This window comes from Candidatus Nitrospira allomarina (genome assembly GCF_032050975.1).
GTDB classification, from domain to species: Bacteria; Nitrospirota; Nitrospiria; order Nitrospirales; family UBA8639; genus Nitrospira_E; species Nitrospira_E allomarina.
This window is the reverse complement of record NZ_CP116967.1, coordinates 998938-1023450: the sequence shown is the minus strand read 5'-3', so window position 1 is coordinate 1023450 and position 24513 is coordinate 998938. Positions and strand designations below refer to the sequence as shown.

21 protein-coding genes and 1 pseudogene are annotated in these 24513 nt (G+C 47.7%); 15 read left to right on the top strand and 7 right to left on the bottom strand.

Annotation, left to right across the window (positions count from 1 at the left end; genetic code table 11):
- The first annotated feature begins 146 nt into the window (after positions 1 to 146).
- Entirely contained in the window at positions 147 to 683 is a 537-nt protein-coding gene (locus tag PP769_RS04400) for a DciA family protein (RefSeq protein ID WP_312645642.1), read from the top strand.
- On the opposite strand, the gene PP769_RS04395 is transcribed toward PP769_RS04400, so the two are convergent.
- The 7 genes from PP769_RS04395 to hisS all read right to left on the bottom strand — a co-directional run bounded on the left by PP769_RS04395 (position 607) and on the right by hisS (position 11403).
- A complete protein-coding gene (locus PP769_RS04395) occupies positions 607 to 1329 on the bottom strand; it encodes a hypothetical protein (protein ID WP_312645640.1) in 723 nt (240 codons plus the stop codon). The genes PP769_RS04400 and PP769_RS04395 overlap by 77 nt on opposite strands.
- Positions 1330 to 1394: 65 nt before the next feature.
- Positions 1395 to 3896, bottom strand: a complete 2502-nt coding sequence (gyrA, locus tag PP769_RS04390) for a DNA gyrase subunit A (RefSeq protein ID WP_312645639.1) — start codon at positions 3894 to 3896, stop codon at positions 1395 to 1397.
- Between the two features lie 102 nt (positions 3897 to 3998).
- Positions 3999 to 6503, bottom strand: coding sequence for a DNA topoisomerase (ATP-hydrolyzing) subunit B (gene gyrB, locus PP769_RS04385; protein ID WP_312645637.1), 2505 nt, complete (start codon positions 6501 to 6503; stop codon positions 3999 to 4001).
- Between the two features lie 56 nt (positions 6504 to 6559).
- A complete protein-coding gene (dnaN, locus tag PP769_RS04380) occupies positions 6560 to 7684 on the bottom strand; it encodes a DNA polymerase III subunit beta (RefSeq protein WP_312645636.1) in 1125 nt (374 codons plus the stop codon).
- A 22-nt stretch (positions 7685 to 7706) separates the two neighbouring features.
- The gene (gene dnaA, locus PP769_RS04375) at positions 7707 to 9074 is read right to left on the bottom strand and encodes a chromosomal replication initiator protein DnaA (protein ID WP_376753421.1); all 1368 of its coding nucleotides are present in this window, start codon (positions 9072 to 9074) and stop codon (positions 7707 to 7709) included.
- 562 nt (positions 9075 to 9636) lie between these two features.
- The gene (locus PP769_RS04370; protein ID WP_312645634.1) at positions 9637 to 9981 is read right to left on the bottom strand and encodes a DsrE family protein; all 345 of its coding nucleotides are present in this window, start codon (positions 9979 to 9981) and stop codon (positions 9637 to 9639) included.
- 171 nt (positions 9982 to 10152) lie between these two features.
- A complete protein-coding gene (hisS, locus tag PP769_RS04365) occupies positions 10153 to 11403 on the bottom strand; it encodes a histidine--tRNA ligase (protein WP_312645632.1) in 1251 nt (416 codons plus the stop codon).
- A gap of 195 nt (positions 11404 to 11598) precedes the next feature.
- Here hisS and rpmH point away from each other — a divergent pair, with 195 nt between their 5' ends.
- The 14 genes and pseudogenes from rpmH to atpA all read left to right on the top strand — a co-directional run bounded on the left by rpmH (position 11599) and on the right by atpA (position 24508).
- Positions 11599 to 11739, top strand: coding sequence for a 50S ribosomal protein L34 (gene rpmH / locus PP769_RS04360; protein ID WP_376753392.1), 141 nt, complete (start codon positions 11599 to 11601; stop codon positions 11737 to 11739).
- A gap of 32 nt (positions 11740 to 11771) precedes the next feature.
- A pseudogene (rnpA, locus tag PP769_RS04355) lies at positions 11772 to 12080 on the top strand (ribonuclease P protein component); the annotation flags it as partial.
- Positions 12081 to 12086: 6 nt separating this feature from the next.
- Complete coding sequence (gene yidD / locus PP769_RS04350) at positions 12087 to 12296, top strand: membrane protein insertion efficiency factor YidD (protein WP_376753420.1); 210 nt, start codon at positions 12087 to 12089, stop codon at positions 12294 to 12296.
- 69 nt (positions 12297 to 12365) lie between these two features.
- Complete coding sequence (gene yidC / locus PP769_RS04345; RefSeq protein ID WP_312645625.1) at positions 12366 to 14108, top strand: membrane protein insertase YidC; 1743 nt, start codon at positions 12366 to 12368, stop codon at positions 14106 to 14108.
- Between the two features lie 20 nt (positions 14109 to 14128).
- Entirely contained in the window at positions 14129 to 15583 is a 1455-nt protein-coding gene (mnmE, locus tag PP769_RS04340; RefSeq protein WP_312645623.1) for a tRNA uridine-5-carboxymethylaminomethyl(34) synthesis GTPase MnmE, read from the top strand.
- A gap of 45 nt (positions 15584 to 15628) precedes the next feature.
- The gene (mnmG, locus tag PP769_RS04335) at positions 15629 to 17491 is read left to right on the top strand and encodes a tRNA uridine-5-carboxymethylaminomethyl(34) synthesis enzyme MnmG (protein WP_312645621.1); all 1863 of its coding nucleotides are present in this window, start codon (positions 15629 to 15631) and stop codon (positions 17489 to 17491) included.
- 112 nt (positions 17492 to 17603) lie between these two features.
- Positions 17604 to 18263, top strand: coding sequence for a 16S rRNA (guanine(527)-N(7))-methyltransferase RsmG (gene rsmG, locus PP769_RS04330; protein WP_312645619.1), 660 nt, complete (start codon positions 17604 to 17606; stop codon positions 18261 to 18263).
- Positions 18264 to 18322: 59 nt separating this feature from the next.
- Positions 18323 to 19090 (top strand): ParA family protein, encoded by a 768-nt coding sequence (locus PP769_RS04325; RefSeq protein WP_376753419.1) that lies wholly within the window; start codon positions 18323 to 18325, stop codon positions 19088 to 19090.
- The gene (locus PP769_RS04320; protein ID WP_312645612.1) at positions 19068 to 19925 is read left to right on the top strand and encodes a ParB/RepB/Spo0J family partition protein; all 858 of its coding nucleotides are present in this window, start codon (positions 19068 to 19070) and stop codon (positions 19923 to 19925) included. The genes PP769_RS04325 and PP769_RS04320 overlap by 23 nt, the downstream gene beginning before the upstream one ends.
- A gap of 156 nt (positions 19926 to 20081) precedes the next feature.
- Positions 20082 to 20582 carry a bactofilin family protein gene (locus tag PP769_RS04315; protein WP_312645610.1) on the top strand — a complete coding sequence of 167 codons (501 nt, stop codon included), beginning with the start codon at positions 20082 to 20084 and terminating at the stop codon, positions 20580 to 20582.
- Between the two features lie 102 nt (positions 20583 to 20684).
- The gene (locus PP769_RS04310; RefSeq protein WP_312645608.1) at positions 20685 to 21161 is read left to right on the top strand and encodes a bactofilin family protein; all 477 of its coding nucleotides are present in this window, start codon (positions 20685 to 20687) and stop codon (positions 21159 to 21161) included.
- Positions 21161 to 22312 (top strand): tRNA 2-thiouridine(34) synthase MnmA, encoded by a 1152-nt coding sequence (gene mnmA / locus PP769_RS04305; RefSeq protein WP_312645606.1) that lies wholly within the window; start codon positions 21161 to 21163, stop codon positions 22310 to 22312. The genes PP769_RS04310 and mnmA overlap by 1 nt, the downstream gene beginning before the upstream one ends.
- A 132-nt stretch (positions 22313 to 22444) precedes the next feature.
- Positions 22445 to 22984 (top strand): ATP synthase F1 subunit delta, encoded by a 540-nt coding sequence (gene atpH / locus PP769_RS04300; RefSeq protein ID WP_312645604.1) that lies wholly within the window; start codon positions 22445 to 22447, stop codon positions 22982 to 22984.
- A 3-nt stretch (positions 22985 to 22987) separates the two neighbouring features.
- A complete protein-coding gene (gene atpA, locus PP769_RS04295) occupies positions 22988 to 24508 on the top strand; it encodes a F0F1 ATP synthase subunit alpha (RefSeq protein WP_312645602.1) in 1521 nt (506 codons plus the stop codon).
- The last annotated feature ends 5 nt before the right edge of the window (positions 24509 to 24513 follow it).

Sequence of the window (24513 nt, the reverse complement as noted above, 5' to 3'; positions counted from 1 at the left end):
ATGAATGGAATGATTTGGCTGTCATTTTCACTTTTCGTTTCATTGCCTGCCTCGTGTCAATGATCCCTTCCTAGGGTCAAGTAGACACAACGTGTCAGTCTTAGGCGGATGAATCACGCCGTGCAATACGGTACAATATTTTCACGATGAGTTATTTTGAGTCGATCCAGAGTCTTATTCAAGATTTTTCCAAGGGTAATCCGCTCGGCCTCAAACTGTCTGAGGTTCAACTCCAACAGGAGTGGGAACATCTTGTGGGTGAGACGATGGCCAAACATTCCTACCCTGAGAGTATCCGCTTTAAAAAATTGCATCTGGTGGCGGATAACTCGATTTGGCTTCAGCAGCTCATGTTTCTAAGACCGGCCATTTTGGAAGCCATTCATTCAATGATGCCGGAACTGGGCTTAACCGAGGTCGTTTTACGCATCGGTTCCATTCCACAAGCGCCGCCTCAACAGGATCCACTACCCCAGGACCCTCCTGATTTTGTCGGTGAACCGTCGCCTTTTGCCACCGGCTTAGCCAAACGCCTGAGTAATCCTGACCTCCAAACCATCCTCTCTCAGACTATCACTAAAGCCCTTGCTGAATCATCGCCCTCGACTAGGGAGCCGGGGAAGACGTCTGAGCATGAGGACTTGCCTCCTCCCACGTCTCTTGAAACACCCACTGCATCGTAAGCGTTCGATCTTTTGACCCGCTCCGGTTCCAGGGGCCGATCCATCCTGCCTGCCCGTCCGCATCGGCACGATACCCAGCTCGCACAGCCGCTTCAAAGTTTTTCCGAAAGGTTTTTTCCGAATCATCATCGACCTCATTCGCGACATACCGATGAAGGTTATCCGGCTCCGTCCAGAATGGATCCGAAAAGATGATGACTTGTAGAGTTTGATATCGTCCGCGAGGATCATCCGGAGTGGTGGGGCGGATTTTCATGTCAGCGAAATCACGGGTGGCCCTGCCGACATCGCCAAACCGCCTAACCAGTGTTTGTATTTCGGGATCACTGGTATAGGGAGGCACGTGGACGGCCACCAGCGACCCCTCCTGAGCTCCGATACTATAAGGCGGGATGGACCGGTCCGGCCGGGAGAGAAACATGCCGAGGGAGATGACAAAAATCCCTCCGATCAAAATGCCTAATCCCATTAGGACGATAGGATCAAACTTTTTGCGCCTTGCTGGTTGGCCAGGGTCTTTGTGAGGGGAATCCAACCTAAGACCTTCCCTCAGGCAATCGCTTTTTTCTGCTTCCTCCCGTGAGCCGGGGAAAATGTAATCGGGGGAGAGATTGAGGAAGAACACGCAGGTGAGATGACCGTTCATTTTCTCTGGTCATCTCGGAACACACCGGCGTCTTCGGTTTGCTGTTTTGAGAAGTTCGCGTGAACTTATTCGGTTGGGGCGGCCGGTTCATCTGGCATCCCGCCATTAAGGTCATCCGTTTCGGGTAGATCGCCTTCATCTGTCTCGGCGAGTTTGGCGACGCCCACCACCCGATCGTCATCGGGCAAGTGGATCAGTCGTACCCCTTGGGCATTGCGTCCGATTTCTCTGATATCTCCCATCCGGGTGCGAAGGATCATGCCCTCTGCGGACATGAGCATGATTTCATCGGATTCCCAGACTTGATGGAACGAAATGGCCGGCCCGTTTTTCTCCGTGACTTTGACGCTGATGACGCCTTTGCCCGCCCTTGATTGAAGCCGGTACTCCTCCACCTGGGTCCGTTTCCCATACCCGCGTTCGGTGACGGTCAGAATGGAGGATTGCGTTTGACTGGTAATCGTGACCATCCCGATGACCTCATTGCCCGTCGCCAATGTGATGCCCCTGACTCCACGGGCTGTTCGTCCCACCGGACGGACATCTTCCTCACGAAAGCGAATGACAATGCCCATTCGGGTGCCCAGGAGAATTTCTCTCGTGCCGTCCGTGATATCCACGCCGATGAGCCGGTCGCCTTCCTCCAGGGTCAACGCAATAATCCCGCCCTGCCGGGGATGGCTGAATGCAGCCAGATCGGTTTTTTTGATATAGCCCTTTTGGGTCGCCATCACGACATACTGGTCTTCGGCAAACACCCGGACCGGCAGGGTCGCGGTGACCCGCTCGCCCTGGCTGATGGTCAACAAATTCACAATGGCTTTCCCTTTGCTGGACCGCCCGACATCCGGCAACTGGTACACTTTGAGCCAGTACACGCGACCGGCATCGGTAAAGAACAACAGGTAATCATGCGTTGAGGCGGTAAAGATTTGTTCAACAAAGTCCTCTTCTTTGACCCCCATGCCGACTTTTCCTTTTCCACCACGGCGTTGGGCCCGATAGATGGAAACGGCATTCCGCTTAATATAACCGGCATGCGTAATGGTGACGACGACTTCTTCCTCCGCGATGAGATCTTCCATTTGTAACTCGGCTTCGGCAGGAAGGATCTGTGTTCGTCGTTCATCGGAATATTGTTCTTTGATTTCGACTAATTCCTGTTTCACGATTTGTCGCACCATCGCATCGGACGCTAATATGGTGCGCAAATGGGCAATGCGGGAGACCAGTTCGTTATATTCCTGTGTGAGCTTGTCCTGTTCCAGTTGGGTTAAGCGTTGCAACCGCATTTCCAGGATGGCCGTGGCTTGCACCTCGCTCAAGGTAAACTGGCTCATCAGGCCCTGGCGGGCGGTTTCCGGAGAAGACGCTCCACGGATGAGAGCAATGACCTCATCCAGGAACTCCAGGGCTCGTCTCAAGCCTTCTAAGATGTGGGCGCGTTCTTCGGCTTTGCGAAGATCGTACGCCGTCCGGCGAATCACCACTTCTTTACGGTGCTCAAGGAACGCAGCCAAAATCTGTTTGAGGGTCAGCACCTCAGGACGGTTCCCCACCAAGGCCAACATGATGACTCCGAAGGTCGTTTGCATCTGGGTGTGTTTATAGAGTTGATTCAGTAAGACCGCCGCATTTTCGTTTCTCTTGAGTTCTATCACCACGCGAAGTCCATCCCGGTCGGATTCGTCGCGAAGATCGGAAATCCCTTCCACCCGTTTTTCGTGGATGAGTTCGGCGATCTTTTCTATCAGCTTGGCCTTGTTGACCTGGTACGGCAGCTCCGTCACGATGATACGCGACCGCTCGGTACGTTCATCGACCTCTATTTCCGCTTTTGCCCGAAGAGACAGGAGACCTCGTCCCGTTTCATAGGCGTCTTTGATCCCTTGTGTGCCATAAATAAAACCGGCGGTGGGGAAATCCGGCCCCGGAATGTATTCCATGAGTTCGCGAATGGTCACCTCGGGCCGTTCAATAAGGGCAATCAGCGCGGCGACGACTTCGCCTAAATTGTGCGTGGGAATATTGGTGGCATACCCGACCGCAATGCCTCCTGCTCCATTCACTAACAGATTCGGAATACGAGCCGGCAACACGATGGGCTCTTGGGACGACTCATCGTACGTCGGGGTGAAATTGACAGTCTCCCGGTCGATATCGACCAGCATTTCCTCGGCCAGCTTGGTTAAGCGGGCCTCGGTGTAGCGCATGGCTGCGGGCGGATCGCCATCAACCGAGCCATAGTTTCCCTGGCCATCCACCAAGGGATACCGCATATTGAAATCCTGGGCCATACGAACCAACGTGTCGTAAATGGCTGAATCACCATGCGGGTGATAGTTACCCATGATTTCGCCGACAATTTTTGCGGATTTCCTGTAGGGCTTCCCGGCAGCCAGACCCATTTCATTCATGCCATACAGGATGCGCCGATGAACCGGCTTGAGCCCGTCTCGCACGTCCGGCAACGCCCGCCCGACAATGACGCTCATAGCGTAGTCCAAATAGGACAAACGCATTTCATCTTCGATGGCGACTTGCGTCAGACGTGGTTCAACCGGCATACGTCACTCCTCGAAAGGGCTCATCACCCTTCATGTGCTGCACTTTGACTTGATGTACTCTGGCTCAACATTCGGGGTCACATAACCAAACGCAGGCACCTGCTAGACATCCAAATTTCGAACTTCCAGGGCATGCTTTTGAATGAAATTCCGGCGGGGCTCGACCTCATCACCCATCAAAATGGTAAAGATTTCATCCACTCCCGTGGTATCTTCCAAGGTCACCTGAAGGAGACTCCGGGTCTCTGGATTCATCGTGGTGTCCCACAATTGTGTCGGATTCATCTCGCCCAATCCTTTGTATCGCTGAATGGACATGCCCTTTTTCCCGGTTTCTAAAAATTCTGTCACAAGCTCCTGACTGGTGGAAAATTCCGTTTCGATCTCTTTGCGTTTTAAGCGGTAGGGGGGTCGTCCCAATCCCAAGGCCGAAGGAGCGATCTTTTGTAATTCCCTGAAATCTGCAGATCCCACCATGTCGTGAGTTAGATTCAAAAATTTCTGACTGCCATTCCCTGCCACCCGACACAGGATATGGTGGGCCTGGTGCTCTTCATCGGTTTGAATCGTCAGATCCACGGTTCCTTCGGGGAATGCGAGGCGAAGCCGGCGTGTGGCCTCCTCGATCAATACTTCCAAGTCGCCACGGTTTTTTAACAAATCTTTGGTTAATTCCGGAAAATCCACTAACACGCGGAGCAGCGCTGGCTCTACTTGCTTTTGCCCCTGACGGATTAAGAGCCCTTCAAATGCCACCAGCTTATCCAATATCGGAATGAGTTCATCCCTGGTCACAAATTCGTTTTGTTCCGGAAGAAAGAGCTGGGTATCCTCCACGGCGAGATTAGACAAATAGGTATTCATCGCCGCTTCATCTTTGAGATACTTCTCGCCTTTCCCTTTTTTGACCTTAAACAAGGGAGGCTGGGCAATGTAGATATAGCCCCGCTCGATTAGTTCCGGCATTTGCCTGAAAAAGAAGGTCAGGAGAAGAGTCCGGATATGACTGCCATCAACATCAGCATCGGTCATGATAATGATTTTGTGATAACGGGCTCGATTGATATCAAAGGCATCCTTATCTTCCTTGCCTTTTTCTGCATCCTCCCGTGGCCGACCGATTCCGGTCCCGATGGCCATGATGAGCGTTCGAATTTCCTCACTGGCGAGCATTTTATCGAATCGAGCCTTTTCGACATTCAGAATCTTGCCTTTGAGAGGAAGGATCGCTTGCGAACGTCGATCACGCCCCTGCTTCGCCGATCCGCCGGCCGAATCACCCTCCACAAGATAGAGTTCACTGAATTGGGGATCTTTTTCGGAGCAGTCAGCCAATTTTCCTGGCAGTGATCCGCCATCCAAGGCGCCTTTTCTTCGAATCAGTTCTTTGGCTTTTCTTGCGGCTTCCCTGGCCCGTGCGGCATCCACAGACTTCCCGACGATTTTTTTGGCCACCGAGGGATTTTCTTCCAAGTACGATCCCAAGGCTTCATTGACGGCCGACTCCACAATGCCCTTGACCTCACTGTTTCCTAATTTGGCTTTGGTCTGGCCCTCAAATTGCGGATTGCGGATTTTCACGCTCACTACGGCGGTTAACCCTTCTCGAACATCTTCTCCACTCAGCGATTCCGAATCTTTTTTAAATAAATCATTGGCAGTGGCGTAACTATTGATGGTACGCGTCAAGGCCGACTTAAATCCGATGAGATGCGTGCCGCCCTCACGGGTATTAATATTATTGGCAAAGGAATACAAATTCTCTGAATACCCTTCGTTATATTGGAGGGCCAACTGGAGAATCATCTCGGGTTTTTCCACTTCCACAACAATGGGAGGATGAATGGGGGATTTGGCTTCATTCAAATGTTCCACGAAGGAGACAATCCCTCCTATGTAACAAAACACCTGTTCTTTTTCTTTCCCCGTCCGGTCATCCCGTAAACAAATCTCCAAGCCTTTATTGAGAAAGGCCAACTCCCGAAGTCGTTGAGCCAGGACATCAAAACTGAATTCGACGGTTTCAAATATGAGGGGATCCGGTTTAAAAATGATTTTCGTTCCGCGTTTTTTGGTGATCCCTGCAACGGTTAACGGGGTCTGCGGCTTCCCACGTTGATACTGTTGTTCGAAGACTTCCCCATTTTGCCAAATTTCCAATTCCAACCATTCCGAGAGGGCATTCACAACCGATATGCCTACGCCATGTAACCCACCCGAGACTTTATAGGCACCCTCCTCAAATTTTCCGCCCGCATGGAGGACGGTCAATGCGACTTCAGCGGCCGATTTTTTCTGGGTGGAATGCATGCCGGTGGGAATCCCTCTTCCATTATCCGAAACCATGACACTGCCATCCACTTGGAGCACAACCTGTATTTCATTTCCATAGCCGGCCATGTGTTCATCCACACTATTATCAACAACCTCATACACCATATGGTGCAGACCATCGACTCCCGTGCTGCCGATATACATCGCCGGTCGTTTTTGAACCGCTTCCAGTCCTTCCAAGACGCGGATCTGATCGGCATCGTACCGAGCATCCGAATGTTGGCGGTCTGCAGTGGGGGCAGATTCTTGGCTAGGATTTTTTGCGGATTCCATACAATTTTAGGCTTTGACTGCGTGTGGAAGAAGGAATGTCTGTTGGGTCAAATCCGTCAAACCTTCACGGGCATCACCACGGCTTTGAACGTGGGATTTCCCTGCTCTTGAATCAAACACGGGCTTAAGGGTGTTTCCATTTGAAGGGTCAGCGTTTCCGTTTCAATGACGGATAACACATCCAGGAAATACCTGGCGTTGAATCCCGTGGAAAAACTTTCTCCAACAAATTTAGCCGGGATGTCTTCATCTGCTTCCCCTAAATCCGGGCTTTTTGAAGAAAGATGAATGTGATCGGAATTGATGGACAGTTTTACGGCATGGGCTTTATCTTTCGAAAGGATTGCCACCCTTCGAAGGGCACCCTCCAAATCGGATTTGTTGACGGTAACTTTTTTGGGGCTTTCTTTCGGTACCACCTGCTGGTAGTTGGGATACGTCCCCTCCATGATTCGTGAGGTTAACACCAACCCGCTTTTCCGAAAGATCAACATATTTTTTGTAAACCCAAGGAACGGTTGTTCGTCGTCTTCTTCCAAGAGTCGCCGGATTTCTATGGCGGCTTTTTTAGGAATAATGACCTTAATTTCTGCTGAGGGGATGGCCGCTTTCTCGGGAGTCACTTCCTGCTCAGCCCAGGCTAATCGATGTCCGTCGGTTCCCACCAAACGAAGTGTCACTGTGGCTCCCGAAGGAATCAGGGTGAGAAGAAGACCGTTTAACACATATCGCGTATCTTTTTCCCCCACGGCAAAGACGGTCTTTTTCAGAAGCTGCAACAATCCTTGGGCGGGTAGCGCCATTAACCCTTCCCGTTCAATAGTTGGTAGGGCAGGGTAATCCTTACTGGGTAAGCCCACCACACGAAATTGGCTTTTTCCCGCCTTCACGGTCACCCAATTATTTTCCCCTACGACCAATTCAATGTCGGAATGCCGGATTTCTTTCAAAATATCAAAAAGCGTTCGTGCGGAAAATGTGACCGACCCGGGCTCATGGACCGTGGCTTTATAGAGGCCTCTCATGCCAATTTCTAAATCAGTGGCCACAATATCCAGACCTTCCGGTTTGGCCTCCAACAGAATATTCGCCAGGATGGGCATGGTATTCCGCTTCTCCACCACTCCCTGTACCCGTTGGAGTGCGGTTAACAAATCCTCCCTGGTTATTTGAATTTTCATAGGTGTCCTATAAACGGTGGTGTTATCCCTTGCCGATTTCTTCTTTCAGGCTTTCGATTGTGGCTCGAAGAGTGGAATCCGTTTCCTGAGCCTTCTGCATTTGCTTACAAGCATGAATAATTGTTGTATGGTCTTTCCCCCCAAAGTCTCTTCCTATTTCCGGAAAGGAGGAGTCCGTCATATCGCGGCTGAGAAACATCGCAATTTGGCGAGGAAACACTAAGGTTTTCGTTCGTCGTTTCGACTTCAAGTCGGATATCTTGACATGGAACCGGTTGGCGACCACTTCTTGTATATCCTCAGTTGTGATCACTTTCCGTTTTCCACCAAGAAGATCACGGAGGATGTGTTTAGCCATGTCCGCAGTGATTTTTTGACCCGTCAACGATGCATAGGCCCCAAGTCGAATCAGTGCCCCTTCAATTTCACGAATATTGCTTTTTAAATTCGCTGCCAACAACTGGATGACTTCCTCATTGATGGCAATGCCTTCTTCCTCCGATTTTTTTCGGAGAATGGCGATTCGAGTTTCGACATCAGGTGGTTGAAGATCGGCAATCAATCCCCACTCAAAGCGTGACCGAAGCCGTTCTTCCATTGAAGGCATTTCTTTGGGAAACCGATCACTCGACAATACGATCTGTTTCCCAGCTTCATAGAGAGAATTAAATGTGTGAAAAAATTCCTCTTGTGTCCGCTCTTTCCCTGCTAAAAATTGAATATCGTCAATGAGCAGCATGTCCACATTTCTGTATCGCCTTCTCAATTCAATCATTTTGTCATAGCGGATGGAATTTATAACCTCATTCGTGAATTGCTCTGTCGTGACATACGCAATACGGAGATCGCCATGATCAGCAATATAATTGCCTATTGAGTTGAGAAGATGCGTTTTCCCCAACCCCACCCCGCCATAAATGAATAACGGGTTATACGCTTTCGCAGGTGATTCTGCGACAGCGAGACAAGCGGCATGTGCAAATTGATTACTCGCTCCCACGACAAAATTTTTAAAGGTATATTTCGGGTTGGGAAGAGGTTGACGTCTCACCCGTTGAAGTTGAGCGGGCACGCGGTTTTCTCGAACTTCTGTTTTGAGCTGAGGCGATGGCTCTCCGTCTCCATCCTGCTCTTTCATGACAAAAATAATCTCTGCCGGATTCACCCCTTCGACATGATGAAAGGCCTCTTTGAGTAAATCTTTATAGTTTCTGCCTAACCATTCCCCAAAAAATCTATTTGGAACCCGGATATGAACTTGGTCTTCCGTAAGACTCTCTAAAACCAGAGGTTGAAACCATGTTTCAATGGTGTCATCTCCCACCCGAGGGCTGACAAAATTTAACACGTCCACCCAAACTTTATCATTGTTAATATTAGGTAAATTCAACTTATTCACAATATTATTCACAGATGTTAATAGTAACGGCACCGAGTATGAGTCTGCCCTATCTTATTAGACGCTCCCTAATTCCTATCAACACCCTCTACCATAAACTTCATGTCCTCTATCCACAACTTCCCCGCCGATAAATTCAAACCTCAAACCACTCTCTTTACCCACATTCAAAGGTGTTTGGAATTTCAAAAGCCGTTATCCCCACTATTCCCTATCCCTACTACCACTACTCCTACTATTTCTTTGTCTTCTTTTATAACAAAGAAGAAGAGGGATAGTTATATCACCAAAGCCAAATCTGCAAGAAATATTTTTTCCAAAAACTCCTGGTAGGAAATCGGCTCATTTGATCTGGAATCTTCTCCACTTTCTCCTTCACTGCGTAAAACAAAAACCTTGGAGCTCGGAAAATGCTGTAAATCCAGTCCATTTTGAAGAAGCAAAACGGATGGATCCATTTCCGATACAGCGGAATCTGTTTCCGGAATGAACGTATTCCAGTCGTACTGGTTTTTCGTACAGATATATAAAATGTTTCTCATTGGTGGCACCGTTAAAAGGTTAAAACGCGATCAGCATGAGAAACGAGTGAAGCTATTTGAGATGGAGACGACTCTTGAATGGTAAATTCCTGATCAAGGGCAAAAGTTTTCCCGCTTCCTATAGGGACAATAATCGGCAATTCTAAATTTTTGATAGCCGGGAGATATTTTTCTAGAATTTCGCCATCAGGAAGATCATCGACTTCATCAGAAATTAACTGTCTGGCATTTTCTAAAAGAATAATCTTTATCGGATTGGGACCGGTAGATAATCCCAACGCAATTCGCATAGCTTCGGAGGCCCGATGAGTGCGGGTGGGGTCTTCTCGAATAAGGATAACCAGATTTTTTGGCATCCCTTATTGATACCTTGGATTAATACGTAAAATGCTGGATTTGTTAATGAAATTTATGGAGGATAGTTTTTGAATAAAAAAATATCGTTTCCTATTGAAAAATAAGAAAAAAACCCTAACATCAGGTAGAAAAAATGTCAAGAAAAAACCCAAGATATCTTGTCCCACTTTTTATAAGGCTAAGGATTGAATTTTTTGAGAAATTTCTTTTAGCTTCACGGATTCCTGGACTTTGGTTGTCATGTTTCGGATGATGGCCGTTTCTGAGCGGGCTTCATCGTCCCCGATGATAATGGCATAACCGGCTCCAAGTTTATCTGCGGATCGAAGGAGAGATTTTAAGTTGACACTTTTATAGTCTGTGTCTGCCCGTATGCCTAGCTCTCTTAGTTCGTTAAGAAGATTAAAAGCAATGGGTTTGGCTTCCTTTCCAAACCCAGCCACAAAAAATAAAGGAATTTTTGGGGAGGCTATTTGTTCAGGAAGAAGGAGGGCCACTCTTTCTAGCCCAACAGCAAAACCGATAGCAGGGGTGGACGGCCCCTGGAGTAATGCGACTAATCCGTCATAGCGGCCTCCGGCCCCAATGGTGCTCTGAGCCCCTAAATGTGGAGAAGTGATTTCAAAGGTGGTGCGGGAGTAATAATCCAGACCTCTCACTAAACGGTAGTTCAAGGAATACGGAATGTCTATGGACGTGAGTCCATCGAGGACACTTTGAAAATGAGCGGCCGATTCGGGGGAGAGGTGGTCGAAAAGTGTGGGGGCGTCCTTTGTCGCTTCCTGGCAAATCGGGACTTTACAATCGAGAATCCGTAAGGGATTCGTCGTGTACCGACGCTGGCAGTTACCGCAAATCTTTTCTAATCTAGTAGAAATGAACTGTTTGAGTTCTCGAATATAGTTTTCACGATCTTGAGTATTGCCAATTGAATTCATTTGCAAAGTGAGATCTTTGAGTCCCAGCGAACAAAAAAACCTCCATAAAAGGGCAATCACCTCGACATCCATGAAGGGATCTTCGGTCCCGAACGCTTCAACCCCAAATTGGTGAAATTGCCGGTATCGCCCTGCTTGCGGTCGCTCATGACGGAACATCGGTCCAAGATAATACAGTTTTCGTGTAGAGGGTGATTCCAGAAGATGGTGCTCCAACACAGCTCGCACCACCCCCGCAGTACCCTCGGGACGTAATGTCAGAGAACTCCCATCTCGATCGGGAAAAGTATACATCTCTTTCTCTACAATATCGGTTTCTCCTCCTATACTCCTGGCATAGAGTTCAGTGGACTCGAATATCGGAATACGTATCTCAGAAAATCCGGATTGGGCAGCAAGGGTATGGGCCAATGTTTCCATATAGCGCCATTGCGGTGTTTGTTGAGGCAAAATGTCCTTAAGACCCTTAATGGAGCGTAACACGGCAAGCCTTATTCTGTTGAAGAAATATTGGGGAAAAGAGAATCCGACTATATCTTTCCGCCAGAATCCAGTCAACGAATCAATGGGTTGGTGTTTTAGATTTGGAGGGAGAAAATACGTTTGACTCTTGCCATTTCCCCCCATAAAATGGCGTGTTCATAAGAAATTGGCTAAAAGGAGAACAATGCCGTGTCAATGACCTATCGACAGCCCTCTAATTTAAAGAGAAAACGAGATCATGGCTTTAGAAAGCGCATGAGCACTAAGAATGGGAGAAAGGTCCTTGCCCGTCGACGAAAAAAGGGCAGGTACCGCTTGACGGTTTCTGATGAGTAAGGGGAGGGCTTCCCTTTTTTTTAAAGAAAAAATATGAATATGATGGAGTGAAGGCCAATGGGTCTGTTGTGCGGAACCCATTTTTTACCCTCCTTGTTAGTCCTGTACCCAATCATGATCCGTCTCGAATAGGAATCGTCGTCGGGCGACGAGTCGGCAAAGCCGTAACGAGAAATCGGCTGAAACGGATTTTTCGTGAACTCGTCAGAGAATCGCAATCCGGAATGGCCGGTGGTTTTCATTGCATCGTGTACCCAAAAATCATGGTTTTGGGGGTGAAGTACCAAAGGATAGGGGAAACCTGGAAGAACACATTAGCCAAAGCCGGTCTTCTTAAATAATAAATGATAGCTTCGGTTTTAAAAAAAATTATTGCAGTCTACCAATATGGAGTTTCCCCGTTTATGGGAACCTGTTGCCGTTTTGAACCGACATGTTCTCATTATGGCTTTGAGGCTATCCATAAACATGGCGCGATGAAGGGTGTGGTCTTAATGGCTGGTCGAATTCTCAAGTGTCATCCATTCCATCCTGGGGGGCTGGATCCGGTTCCCTGAACACTGAATATTTTGCCTCCGTTTGATAGTTAATTACCACCAGCTTTATGGGACTCACGAGTTAGAAAAATGGAAAAGCGCGTCGTCCTTTTCCTTATTCTTTCCTTAGGGATTATCTTTGGGTATGACCTGCTCCTGAAGGAGTTGGGATATTCTCCATTCTCTACCAGTCCGATCATCGATCAAGAGCTAACAAACAGTTTGCCGGAAAAAGGGGCGGATGCTAAGACCACCTCCTCTTCTTCTTTATCTGAACCCTCTTCAATATCCTCCTCCATTCCTTCTGCTGAGTCACCGCTTACTGAAGAGATCGTGGTTGTTGAAACCCCGCTTTTTCGAGCTGATATTTCAGGTCAGGGAGGAGTCATAACCTCCTGGGAGTTAAAAAAATATCTCACTCAGACAGAGGAGAATGTTCCCGTCCAATTGGTGTATCCAAATGGACAGTTTCCCGAGCCACTCACGGTGCAGATCAAGGGAAACGAAGGGGAGACTCGGCGTCTTCGTCAAGGGAACTTTCAGATCCAAAAGGATTTTAACGAATTAGATGAATCGCATCCTACCGGAAGAGTGCTTTTAACCCATTCGTCTTCTGAATCCGACCTGTGGCTCCAAAAGGAACTTACATTTCATTACGATTCCTATGTGGTGGATATCATTATTCGCACCAGGGGGATTTCAGGTGACATTGATGTGCTTTTGGGCACCAATTTTGGTGTGGTGGAATGGGGTCAGGGATTTATTGGATTACTGGGATCTGCCTGGATGGTCGGGGATGAATTGGAAAAATTGTCTCCCGATGCAGATGCTCCGATCCTGCGACGCGATGGTCCGGTCAGGTGGTTAGCCCTTCAGGATAAATATTTTATGAGTGTATTTATCCCGGAAAATGCGAACGGCCTGTATTCTAAGCTTGAAACCGAAATGGTTGTTTCTGCGGGCATGTCTCTTCCAGGGGGATCTGGGGAACAAACTCATAAGACAAAATTGTACGCTGGTCCCAAAAAATACGATGTCCTGAAGTCTTTCGAGATCGGGTTGGAAGATACCATTGATTTTGGATGGTTTATTTATGGCAGTTGGAGCATTGTGAAAGCCGTGGCGAAGCCGCTGTTTTCAGTTTTACGGTTCATCTATGACTATACCCATAATTATGGTGTGGCCATTATTTTACTGACCTTAGGGATTAAATTGCTATTTGTTCCCTTGCAATACAAAAGTTATAAATCAATGCAAGGGATGCAAACCATCCAACCCAAGGTTCTGGCACTACAGGAGAAATTTAAAGATAACAAGGAAAAACTCAACCAGGAGCTGATGAAGCTCTATAAAGAGCATAAAGTGAATCCAGTCGGTGGATGCCTCCCCATGGTGTTGCAGATGCCGGTGTTTGTTGCCCTCTTTAATATTTTGTATATGACGATCGATCTTCGCCAGGCCCCGTTTATGCTGTGGGTTACAGACCTTTCTGCCCAAGATCCGTATTATGTGCTGCCTGTGCTGATGGGGATTTCTATGGTCGTCCAACAAAAAATCATGCCCACCACGATGGATCCCACTCAGGCGAAAATGATGATGATTCTTCCTGTAGGGTTGACCTTTTTGTTTGTAACCTTTCCCGCAGGTTTGGTGTTATATTGGGTCACTAATAATGTGCTGACCGTGACGCAGCAGTTTGTGACCGACAGGTATATTTTGAAAAAACCGAGAGGTGGGTCTACGGATCAATCTCCCAAAGGGAGCGAACCTGCTTTGGAATCCGGAAAAAAGAAACGTTCGTCATCTCCCTCGGGCTCTTCCTCTAAATCCTAATCCTGCCTCGGTCTAACCTTATGGGCTCTTTAGACGACACCATCTGTGCCGTAGCCACCCCTATGGGCGAAGGGGGAGTGGGGATTGTTCGAGTCAGTGGAACTCACGCCCTTCCTGTGGCCTCAAGTATTCTTCGATTACGTTCGGGTAAACCTCTTGAACAGATCAAGCCCTACCAGTTGTACCTGGGTCAATTTGTATGGAACCCTCGTCAACCTGGGGAGATTGTGGGAAGAGAGATTTCTTCGGCATTGGATGAGGTGCTGGTTGTGATGATGCGAGCCCCACGATCTTATACGGGAGAAGATGTCGTTGAAGTGCATGCCCATGGAGGGCCGGTCATTGTGAACGCCATTTGCGAGGCCTTAACGCAGGCTGGCGCCAGGTTGGCTGAACCTGGAGAGTTTACAAAGCGGAGTTTTTTGAACGGACGGATGGATTTAACACAAGCGGAAGGGGTCTTAGATACTATACGCGCCAATTCTCTTCAGAGTTTAAGGATGGCCCAGGAGCATCTACAGGGTCGGCTATCCATGGTCATCCAACATCAACGGGACCGCCTCGTGAAACTTGTTGCCCACTTGGAAGCCGGAATGGATTTTGTGGATGATGATATCCAGTTTATTGACCAGAGGGAGCTCAAGCATAATACAGAGGAGGTCTTGCGAGAAATCTTCCAACTATTGGAGTCTGCCGAAGAGGGCCGGATGATTCGAGAAGGCATTCGTACTGTCATTATTGGGCGACCCAATGTAGGAAAGTCCAGTTTGTTAAATGGCATACTGGGAACCAATCGAGCTATTGTATCTCATATTCCTGGGACCACGCGTGATGTACTCGAAGAGGCTATTATGGTTGAAGGAGTCATGATACGGCTCTTTGATACTGCCGGATTACGAGAAACGACGGATGAATTAGAGAATGAAGGTATGAATCGCGCCACTCAGGCTATTGAAGAAGCTGACGTGTTGATTATGGCATTTGATCGAAGCTCAGCACTTAATGATAAAGACGTATTTTTTATTGAAAAATATCATGAACAACCCTGTGTTATGGTGCTCAATAAAATCGATTTACCGGCCAAATTTTCTCAGAAAGAACTGCAGGATATTGTCAGGCAACCTATGAAAAATTCTGAAAATAGTTCTGTGGGAGAGAAAAGATATGTCGAAGTCTCAGCATTAAGCGGTGAAGGTCTTGATAATTTAAAAAAAGCCATCAAAAGCCTGGCTGTTGGTCGTCAATATGAGGCCGGTGATTCAGTGCTCGTTTCACGGCTGAGACATAAGACGTTACTTCAGAATGCGGGAGAGGCCTTGAAAAACGCGTTATTGGCCATAGATGATGGCCTTTCAGCCGAATGTGTGGCATTAGAATTACGGATGGCACTGAATTCTCTTGGAGAAATCGTCGGTGCCATCACGAATGAGGATATTTTGGATCAAATTTTTCGAGAGTTTTGCATTGGGAAGTAAAAGCCATACCCGGAAAAGTGTTCATAACAATACGGATTAGAACCAATGAGTATGGAATGTGACATTGTCGTCGTCGGAGGAGGTCATGCCGGGTGTGAGGCTGCCCTTGCGGCCGCCAGGATGGGATGTAGGGTGGTGATGCTGACCATTGATTCCCAAAAAATCGCCACGATGCCATGTAATCCCGCCGTAGGAGGGATTGGGAAGGGCCATCTCGTCAAGGAAATTGATGCTCTCGGTGGAGAAATTGGATGGAACACCGACCAATCCGGCATTCAATTCCGTGTGCTCAATATGCGGAAAGGACCGGCCGTGCGTGCCACGCGAGTCCAATGTGACAAACAGCTTTATGCCAATCGAATGCAGGAGACGGTAAGCAGACAGGATAATTTATCAATTATTCAAGGCACAGTGAATCGGATTCTGACGCAGGGCGGGGCGGTCAATGGTGTCATGACCAATAGCGGGGAAACTATTTTCACGAAAGCGGTTGTCCTGACATCGGGGACCTTTCTCAAAGGTCTTATGCATATTGGATTGAATCATCTTCCCGGCGGGCGAGCCGGTGAGCCCTCTGCAGAGAATCTATCGGATTGCATGAGAGACTTTGGATTTGAAATTGGACGATTAAAAACAGGAACCCCTCCGAGGATAGATAGAGATTCAATCGATTTCAGCGTCATGATTCCGCAGCCGGGGGATTCGGTTCCTCGACCATTTTCTATTAGAACCACTCACATTCCCAACCCACAAATTCACTGCCATATTACCTATACGAATGATGAAACTCATCGAATTATAAGGGAAAATCTTGATAGATCACCGATGTACTGCGGAATCATTGAATCAACAGGGCCGCGCTATTGCCCCTCGATTGAAGATAAAGTGGTCCGGTTTTCTGACAAAAACAGGCATCAGATTTTCATGGAACCTGAAACCCTTGAGTCACGCTCATTCTACCCCAATGGGATTTCTACCAGCCTGCCGGTGGATGTACAGCAGGCCTTTGTTCGAACGATACCGGGTCTTGAACGATCGGTTTTTCTTAGACCAGGCTATGCGATTGAATATGATTACTTCCCGCCACGACAACTTCATGAAACATTGGAAACGAAACTCGTCAAAGGACTCTTTCATGCCGGGCAAATAAATGGGACATCCGGCTATGAAGAAGCTGCCGCGCAGGGAATTATGGCGGGGATTAACGCTGCTCTTCAGGTGAAGGGCGAGAGTCCGCTTATTTTAGATAGGTCACAGGCATATATTGGTGTTTTAATTGATGATTTAATCACAAAAGATGCACGTGAACCCTATAGAATGTTTACCTCAAGAGCTGAGTATCGTTTGCTTCTTAGAGAGGATAATGCTGACTTCCGTTTAACCGAACAGGGATATCGTATCGGGCTTGTGCCTGAGAGAACATTTAATACCTTTCAGGAAAAAAAGGGAAAGATCGAGCGGGAAATACAGAGACTTCATACCACTGCTCCAAGATCATCAGGTTTGGTCCTTGAGGACATGATTCCAATGGAAAGCTTTGCCCCCAATTCGTCGCTCGCACAACTTCTTCGAAGGCCCGAAGTTTCCTATCATCATTTGGCTCAGTTTTTAAATGGAACAAAAGAAGATAATCCTGACGTGGTCGAGGCCATTGAAATAACCATCAAGTATGAGGGGTATATTAAGCGACAGGAACAACTGATTGGGCAATTTAAAAAGCTTGAGCATCGTCACGTTCCAGATAACTTTAACTATGACGATATCAAAGGGTTTTCACATGAAGTTATTGAAAAACTCAAGAAAGTGCGCCCTTCATCCATCGGTCAGGCTTCACGAATTTCTGGAATGACTCCTGCCGCCATGTCACTTCTCCTTGTTGCCGTGGAAAAACATAAAAAGGCCAGCTAGTTCTATTGCCTTATCTTCAGCCCAGCCGTGGCTTTGTTTCTTCACTATTCCAATTTAAAAAGCCCAATGGAAATTCCTTATTTTATGTTTCATGAAAAATGAGATGTTCCACGTGGAACAAAGCGATCAATCTTTTAATTTTCTAGATCATTTCGTTCAGGGGGCTCATAAACTTGGGCTTACCTTCTCCAATGAAATACTTTGTAAATTTGGTCTGTATTATGATGAACTGCGTCGTTGGGACCGTTCGATCAACCTGACAGGTCTTCGCACAGAAAGCGAGCGAACCGTTTTATTATTTGTCGATTCGTTGGCGGGACATTTGGCGCTTGGAAATAATCCTAATCTCAGGATTGTTGATATTGGAACGGGTGGTGGTTTCCCTGGGATACCACTTAAGTTGGCTTTGCCTGCTCTTGATGTTGTATTAATGGAACCCAGATCGAATAAGACAGCTTTCCTCCATAACATTATTGGGAAGCTTGATTTACACAAAATTTCTGTTGTCCCACGTCGGTTGGAAGACTTTGATTCGATGGCGGTGCAGGAAGAAAAATGTGATGTCGCCATTTGTAAAGGGGTTAATGTAGACCACATCCTGCCGCATCTTGACCGTATTTTGAAAAAAAATGGAAAACTAGTTGTATTTAGATCGAAAAATATTGACAATCATTCTCGTCTCAACGGGATGGTAGTATTTGAAGAATTTTCTTATGATTTACCGTTTGGGTATGGAAGCCGTGTCTTGTCGGTTTTGAAATATGAATCATAACAGGTACTTGCCATGTTCCACGTGGAACGATTGCTAATAATGATGTTTATTTGATTATGTTGAAACGAACCATTGCTATTGCCAATCAGAAGGGCGGAGTTGGAAAAACCACGACGTCTATCAATCTTGGCGCGGCTTTGGCTATATCTGGAAAATCTGTTTTATTGATTGATTTGGATCCACAGGCCAATGCGACCAGTGGATTGTCAATTGAACCTCAAGGGGCAACTATTTATGAATGCTTAATGGATAGGCGCTTGGTTGAAAGCGTAATTTTACCTACTAATATAAACGGACTTAGTGTGGTGGCCTCAAAGGGCGATTTGGTCGGGGCGGAAATCGAACTGTCCAATCTCCAGGACCGTCAAACTATTCTAAAAAACGTGTTGGAGGGAGTTGTGGACTTCGATTTTATCATCATTGATTGTCCACCTGCCTTCGGCCTCTTAACCATTAATGCTCTTGTTGCAGCCTCTGACCTGATCATTCCCGTGCAATGTGAGTATTATGCCATGGAAGGATTGGGTCGTTTATTGGGAAATGTCGAAAGAATTCGGGAGTCATTTAACCCGGAGTTAGCTATTCAAGGCATTGTGTTGACGATGTATGATTCAAGAATTAATCTTTCGCGGCAGGTGCAAGATGAAATTCGAGGATTTTTTGCAGATAAAGTCTTTCAGACTGTTATCCCCAGGAATGTGGCGTTGGCTGAAGCACCGAGTCATGGGAAGGCGGTTTTATCCTATAATGCCGCGTCTAGTGGAGCTAAGGCCTATCTTGACCTCGCCAAGGAGATTTTGAGGAATGGAAAAGAAAGCGTTAGGTAAAGGGCTTCAGGCCCTACTTCCTGAAAAAAAGACTCTTGTCTGGAAAGTGGAGCAGGATGGTCAGGCGGTCTCCATGATACCATTGGACCAGATTCTCCCAAACCGCTATCAGCCCAGAACGACATTTTTGGAGGCGGAATTAGATGAGTTAGCGCAATCCGTCAAAGAGCATGGCGTACTGCAGCCTATTGTGGTCAGGAGAAAAGGCGATGGTATGTTCGAGCTCATTGCCGGGGAACGCCGGTTTCGAGCGGCAAAAATTGCCGGGCTGCAAACCATTCCTGTCCTGGTGAGGAATTCCAACGATGAAAAGGCCTTAGCGATTGCGTTGGTAGAAAATATTCAGCGTGAAAATCTCAATCCTATGGAGGAAGCTAAGGCCTATTCCCGATTAATGGGGGAATTCGGCTTAACCCAGGATCTGGTTTCACGCTCTGTGGGTAAGGATCGTTCCTCCATCGCGAATATTGTGAGGCTGCTCACGCTGCCAAAGGATGTCCAAGAGTATATTGAGGCGGGGGTCATCAGTTTAGGTCACGCGAAGGTATTAGCGGGCCTGCCGACTCCAGCAGCACAAATCCAGCTTGCACGGAAAATTGTTTCCGAGCAACTCTCTGTTCGCCAAATTGAGCAGATGATTACCGAGCAGAGAAAAGGCAAAGGCGCCAAATCCAAAAAAGAGGAACCCAATAGATTTCGAAACCTGGAAGAGCAATTTCGAAAACGCTTGGGTACTAAAGTCCAGGTGAAGGCGGGAGTCAGGGGAGGGCAGGTCGTCATCCATTATTTTTCCGATGATGAACTGGATCGGATTGCTTCATTGGTTATGGAATAGAATTTGAATAATCCAACGGATGGCTTCTGAGCGAATGGGCTCTCCTTTAAGATGTTAAAGGATCATGATGATGGCAAATGGTCGAGCTAATATTACCGGGTATCGAGTCAGCCATGAAGGAATTGGAGCACACAGTTATCGAGGAGGGAGAGGCTCATGTTTTTCAAAAAAAGCGAAGAAAGCACTCAGGATATGGGAGAAATGAGTCAAGGGCAGGAGAAGGAACCAGCTGTGGTGGATAGTCCGGTGACTTCGGCTGGTCAGCAGGAATCAGGAGATATTATCGCCTTTGTTGGTGAGGAGGTGACCTTTAAGGGAACCATTCGGTATCAGGGCACGGTTCGAGTGGATGGCCGGCTGGAGGGTGAAATATATACCGACGGGAATTTAATTATTGGGCAAAAAGCGGTCATTGCTGCCAAGATCCATGCAGGAACCATTATGTGTCAGGGGCAATTGACGGGGGATGTCGAAGCCAAGCATCGCGTTAAACTGTTATCCCCAGCCGTCTTTGAAGGGACCATTACCTCCCCCCTTCTTTCGATGGATGAGGGAGTGGTGTTTAATGGGACCTGCAATATGCCCCAAAAACTGGAGCGAAAAGGCAAAGAAGCCAAACTTGTGATTTCGGTAGAAGAAGCCGTGAAGGTGAAATAAAAGCAATCTTCTGCAAAAAATAGGCGGCTAGTTCCCAGTTGGACATGGAGATCCTAGCGTGCAACTTGAGGGCTCTTTACTGGATGAGAGGAGGAACGATCTATGTGGGGTGAAAAAGAAAAGAAAAAGGAATTAGGATTTGGTCAGGAATTTTATACATTTCTGGGGAAGGGTGTTGATTTTAAGGGCAAAGCTCAATTTGAGGGCACGGTGCGGGTGGATGGTAACTTTGAAGGAGAAATCACGATTGATGATACCCTCATCATTGGTGAAAGTGCCGTCATCAAAGGGACCATCACAGGTGGAACTATTGTGAACAGTGGCCGGATTGAGGGCGTGATTACCGCAAAATCAAAAATCCAACTCCTTAAGCCGGCGGTTCTTATTGGAGATGTCCATACCCCCATTTTTGCCATGGAAGAAGGCGTGTATTTTCAAGGGGAATGCGATATGGGTTCCGCTCCAAAATTAGAAGCGCCATTGGACAATAAGATCCTTTCCAATGGACAAGGCAAGACGATTCCCAAGGTTGAGCAAAAATTAGAAAAAAAATTAGAAACAGAGCCGTTGAGTCGCTAATGCCTGTCTCTGATTCCAAAAGAGTTGTCTTGGGTATGAGCGGTGGTGTGGATAGCTCCGTGGCTGCCAAATTATTGAAACAGCAGGGGTACGATGTTATCGGGGTCACATTGAAAGTCTGGGAGGAAGAAGATGCCACCTCCGTTTCCAAGCGTTGGCAGGAACGGGGATGCTGTAAGGTGGGAATGGCCAGACATGTGGCAGAATTATTAGGGATCTCTCACAGGGTCATCGATACCCGTGAACGTTTTCAAAAGGGAGTCATTGATGATTTCATTGGGGGGTATCTCCAGGGAACCACCCCTAATCCCTGTGTTCGGTGTAATGAACGAGTGAAATTTGAAGGTCTCTTCCAGGTGGCCGATGCCCTTGGAGCTGACTATATTGCGACCGGCCACTATGCCAATATCAAACACGATGAAGGAGGGACCCCTCTCCTGGTTCGTGGGAAGGATGCCAAAAAAGACCAATCATATTTTCTCTATCGAATACCGCCCAGTTGGCTCTCAAAAATGATGTTTCCTTTAGGGGATATGGAAAAACCTGACGTCTGGAGGGAAGCGGAGGCTATGGGCCTGCCGGTGGACGAACTCAAAGAAAGCCAGGAAATTTGCTTTGTGACGCAGGGTGATTACCGACAATTTCTCAAGCAGCATGCACCGCAGGCTTCGACTCCCGGTACATTTGTGGATGAAACGGGCAAGGAGCTTGGCCAGCATCAAGGCGTGGCCTTTTATACACCAGGCCAACGAAAAGGATTGGGTATTGCCGGAGGAAGCCGTTTGTATGTGCAGCGCGTGCTTCCAGACATGAATATGGTGGTCCTGGGTCCTGCCGAAGATTTAGATTCCAGAGAATGCCTGGTTTCAGACTTGAATATTTTCTCTCCAGAGTCATTGCAGCATGCAAACAAAATTGATGTGAAATTTCGTTATAGTTCCCCGCCAGTCCCAGCTACGTACCGATGGTCAGATTCCACATCGATCACAATAAGGTTTGATGCGCCTGTTCGGGCTTTGAGTCCTGGCCAGTCAGCGGTTTTTTACCTTGGAGATCGTGTATTGGGAGGAGGAATAATTCAAGGGCCAAGCCCAAAGAAAAATATTCAGATGTGCGTAGAAACCGACTCAGCCGCCCGCCCCCAACGCTAATTGGGAATCAGAAAAAAATCCCTTTACATCCGCTCTTTCCGGTTGACAGGCTGCATCACTCATGCTAGTTTCACCCGCTTAACACACGCCCAAATCCGTTCAACACGTGGCTGCCTGGAATCTCTGTAAACTGTGAATAAAAGCACCATTGGGCGCCGGTACGCATCGGCGCTTTTCCAACTGCTCGATAAATCGGGTATTGAACCCGCACGAAGTGCCTTAAGCGCATTGCAACAAGGCTTGGAGGAAACTCCTGCCCTGAAGCATGTCCTCGCATCACCAGTCTTTAATTTTGAGGAAAAACAAGCTGTCCTGAATGAATTAAGTCAAAGGATGGAGGCCCCTCCGGTCATGCGGGATTTCCTCACGCAACTGTTGAAAAAGAATCGAGCCATGTTGCTCCCTGAAATTTCAGAGGCCTTTGCGGAATTGGCTGATCAACAACAGGGAGTTCAGCAAGTCTGGGTGAGCTCGGCCAAACCATTTCAAGCGGCCGAAAAAGAACAGATCCAGCAAGATTTGTCTCAAACGCTGCACCATGGAGTCGAAGTGGCTTTTGAGGTAGAGCCCCATCTTATTGCGGGATTGAGAATAAAAATTGGCAGCCGGGTATTTGATAATACGGTGTCGGGTCGACTAGCCGGTATGCATGATCAGTTGACGAAGGGATAATCCATGCAGATCAAAGCAGAAGAAATCAGCTCCATCATTAAGGAAAAAATCAAAGGATTCGAGCAACGGGTTGATGTCAAAGAAATGGGCTACGTCATCCAGGTGGGTGACAATATCGCCAAGGTTTATGGTTTGGAAGGGGCGATGGCGGGAGAGTTGTTGGAATTTCCTGGTGGAGTGTACGGAGTGGCTTTGAACTTGGAAGAAGATAGTGTCGGAGCGGTGCTCCTGGGCGAGGATGTGGGAATTCGTGAAGGAGATCCGGTGAAACGCACCGGACGAATTGCCGAGGTCCCGGTTGGGGAAGCACTGGTCGGACGGGTTGTGGATGCCATCGGGATGCCTATTGATGGGAAGGGTCCAATCAATACCACGGAGACACGGCTTATTGAAATTCGTGCACCAGGTGTGGTTGATCGGCAATCGGTGGGAGAACCCCTTCAAACGGGGCTCAAGGCCATTGATGCCATGATTCCGGTCGGTCGAGGCCAACGGGAGTTAATTATTGGAGACCGTCAGACTGGGAAAACCGCTATTGCGGTTGACACGATCATCAATCAAAAAGGCCTGGGTGTGTTTTGTTTTTACGTGGCCATCGGACAAAAACGATCGACGGTAGCTCGAGTGGTGAAAACCCTGGAGGATCATGGAGCCATGGAGTACACGACGGTGGTGTCCGCCACCGCTAGCGATTCGGCGTCGTTGCAATTTTTTGCACCGTATGCCGGTGTGACCATGGCCGAATATTTCCGTGACAATGGGAAGCATGCGCTTATCGTGTATGACGATTTGTCCAAACATGCCACCGCTTACCGCCAGCTTTCTCTGCTTCTTCGACGTCCACCAGGACGTGAAGCCTATCCGGGCGATGTGTTCTTTTTGCATTCCCGGTTATTGGAGCGGGCCGCGAAGATGAGTGATGAAAAAGGCGCCGGCAGTCTGACGGCATTGCCGATTATCGAAACACAGGCAGGTGACGTCTCCGCCTATATTCCCACGAATGTGATTTCTATTACTGATGGACAGATCTATCTGGCAGCTGACCTGTTCTATTCCGGTATTCGGCCGGCGATTAACGTTGGGCTATCAGTTTCCCGGGTTGGAGGGGCTGCGCAGATTAAAACGATGAAGCAGGTGGCTGGAACTCTCCGGCTCGATTTGGCGCAGTATCGGGAAATGGCAGCCTTCGCGCAATTTGGCAGTGAATTGGATAAAGCTACGCAAGCTCAATTGGCTAGAGGTGCGCGCATGGTCGAACTGCTGAAACAGGAACAGTATAAACCCCTGGCTGTGGCCGATCAGGTGTTGTCAATTTATGCCGGGGTGAACGGGTTTCTTGATAATGTTCCCGTGAATAAAATTCGGGAATTTGAGCAAGGTTTGTTAGCCTATATTAAAGAGAAGCACCCCAATGTGCGGGAAGAAATCGTGACCAAAAAGAAGATTGATGAGGAATTTGGCGGTAAGTTGAAAAGCATTATTTCCGAATTTAAACAGTCCAAAGGCTACGATCAAGCCGTGTAAAGTTT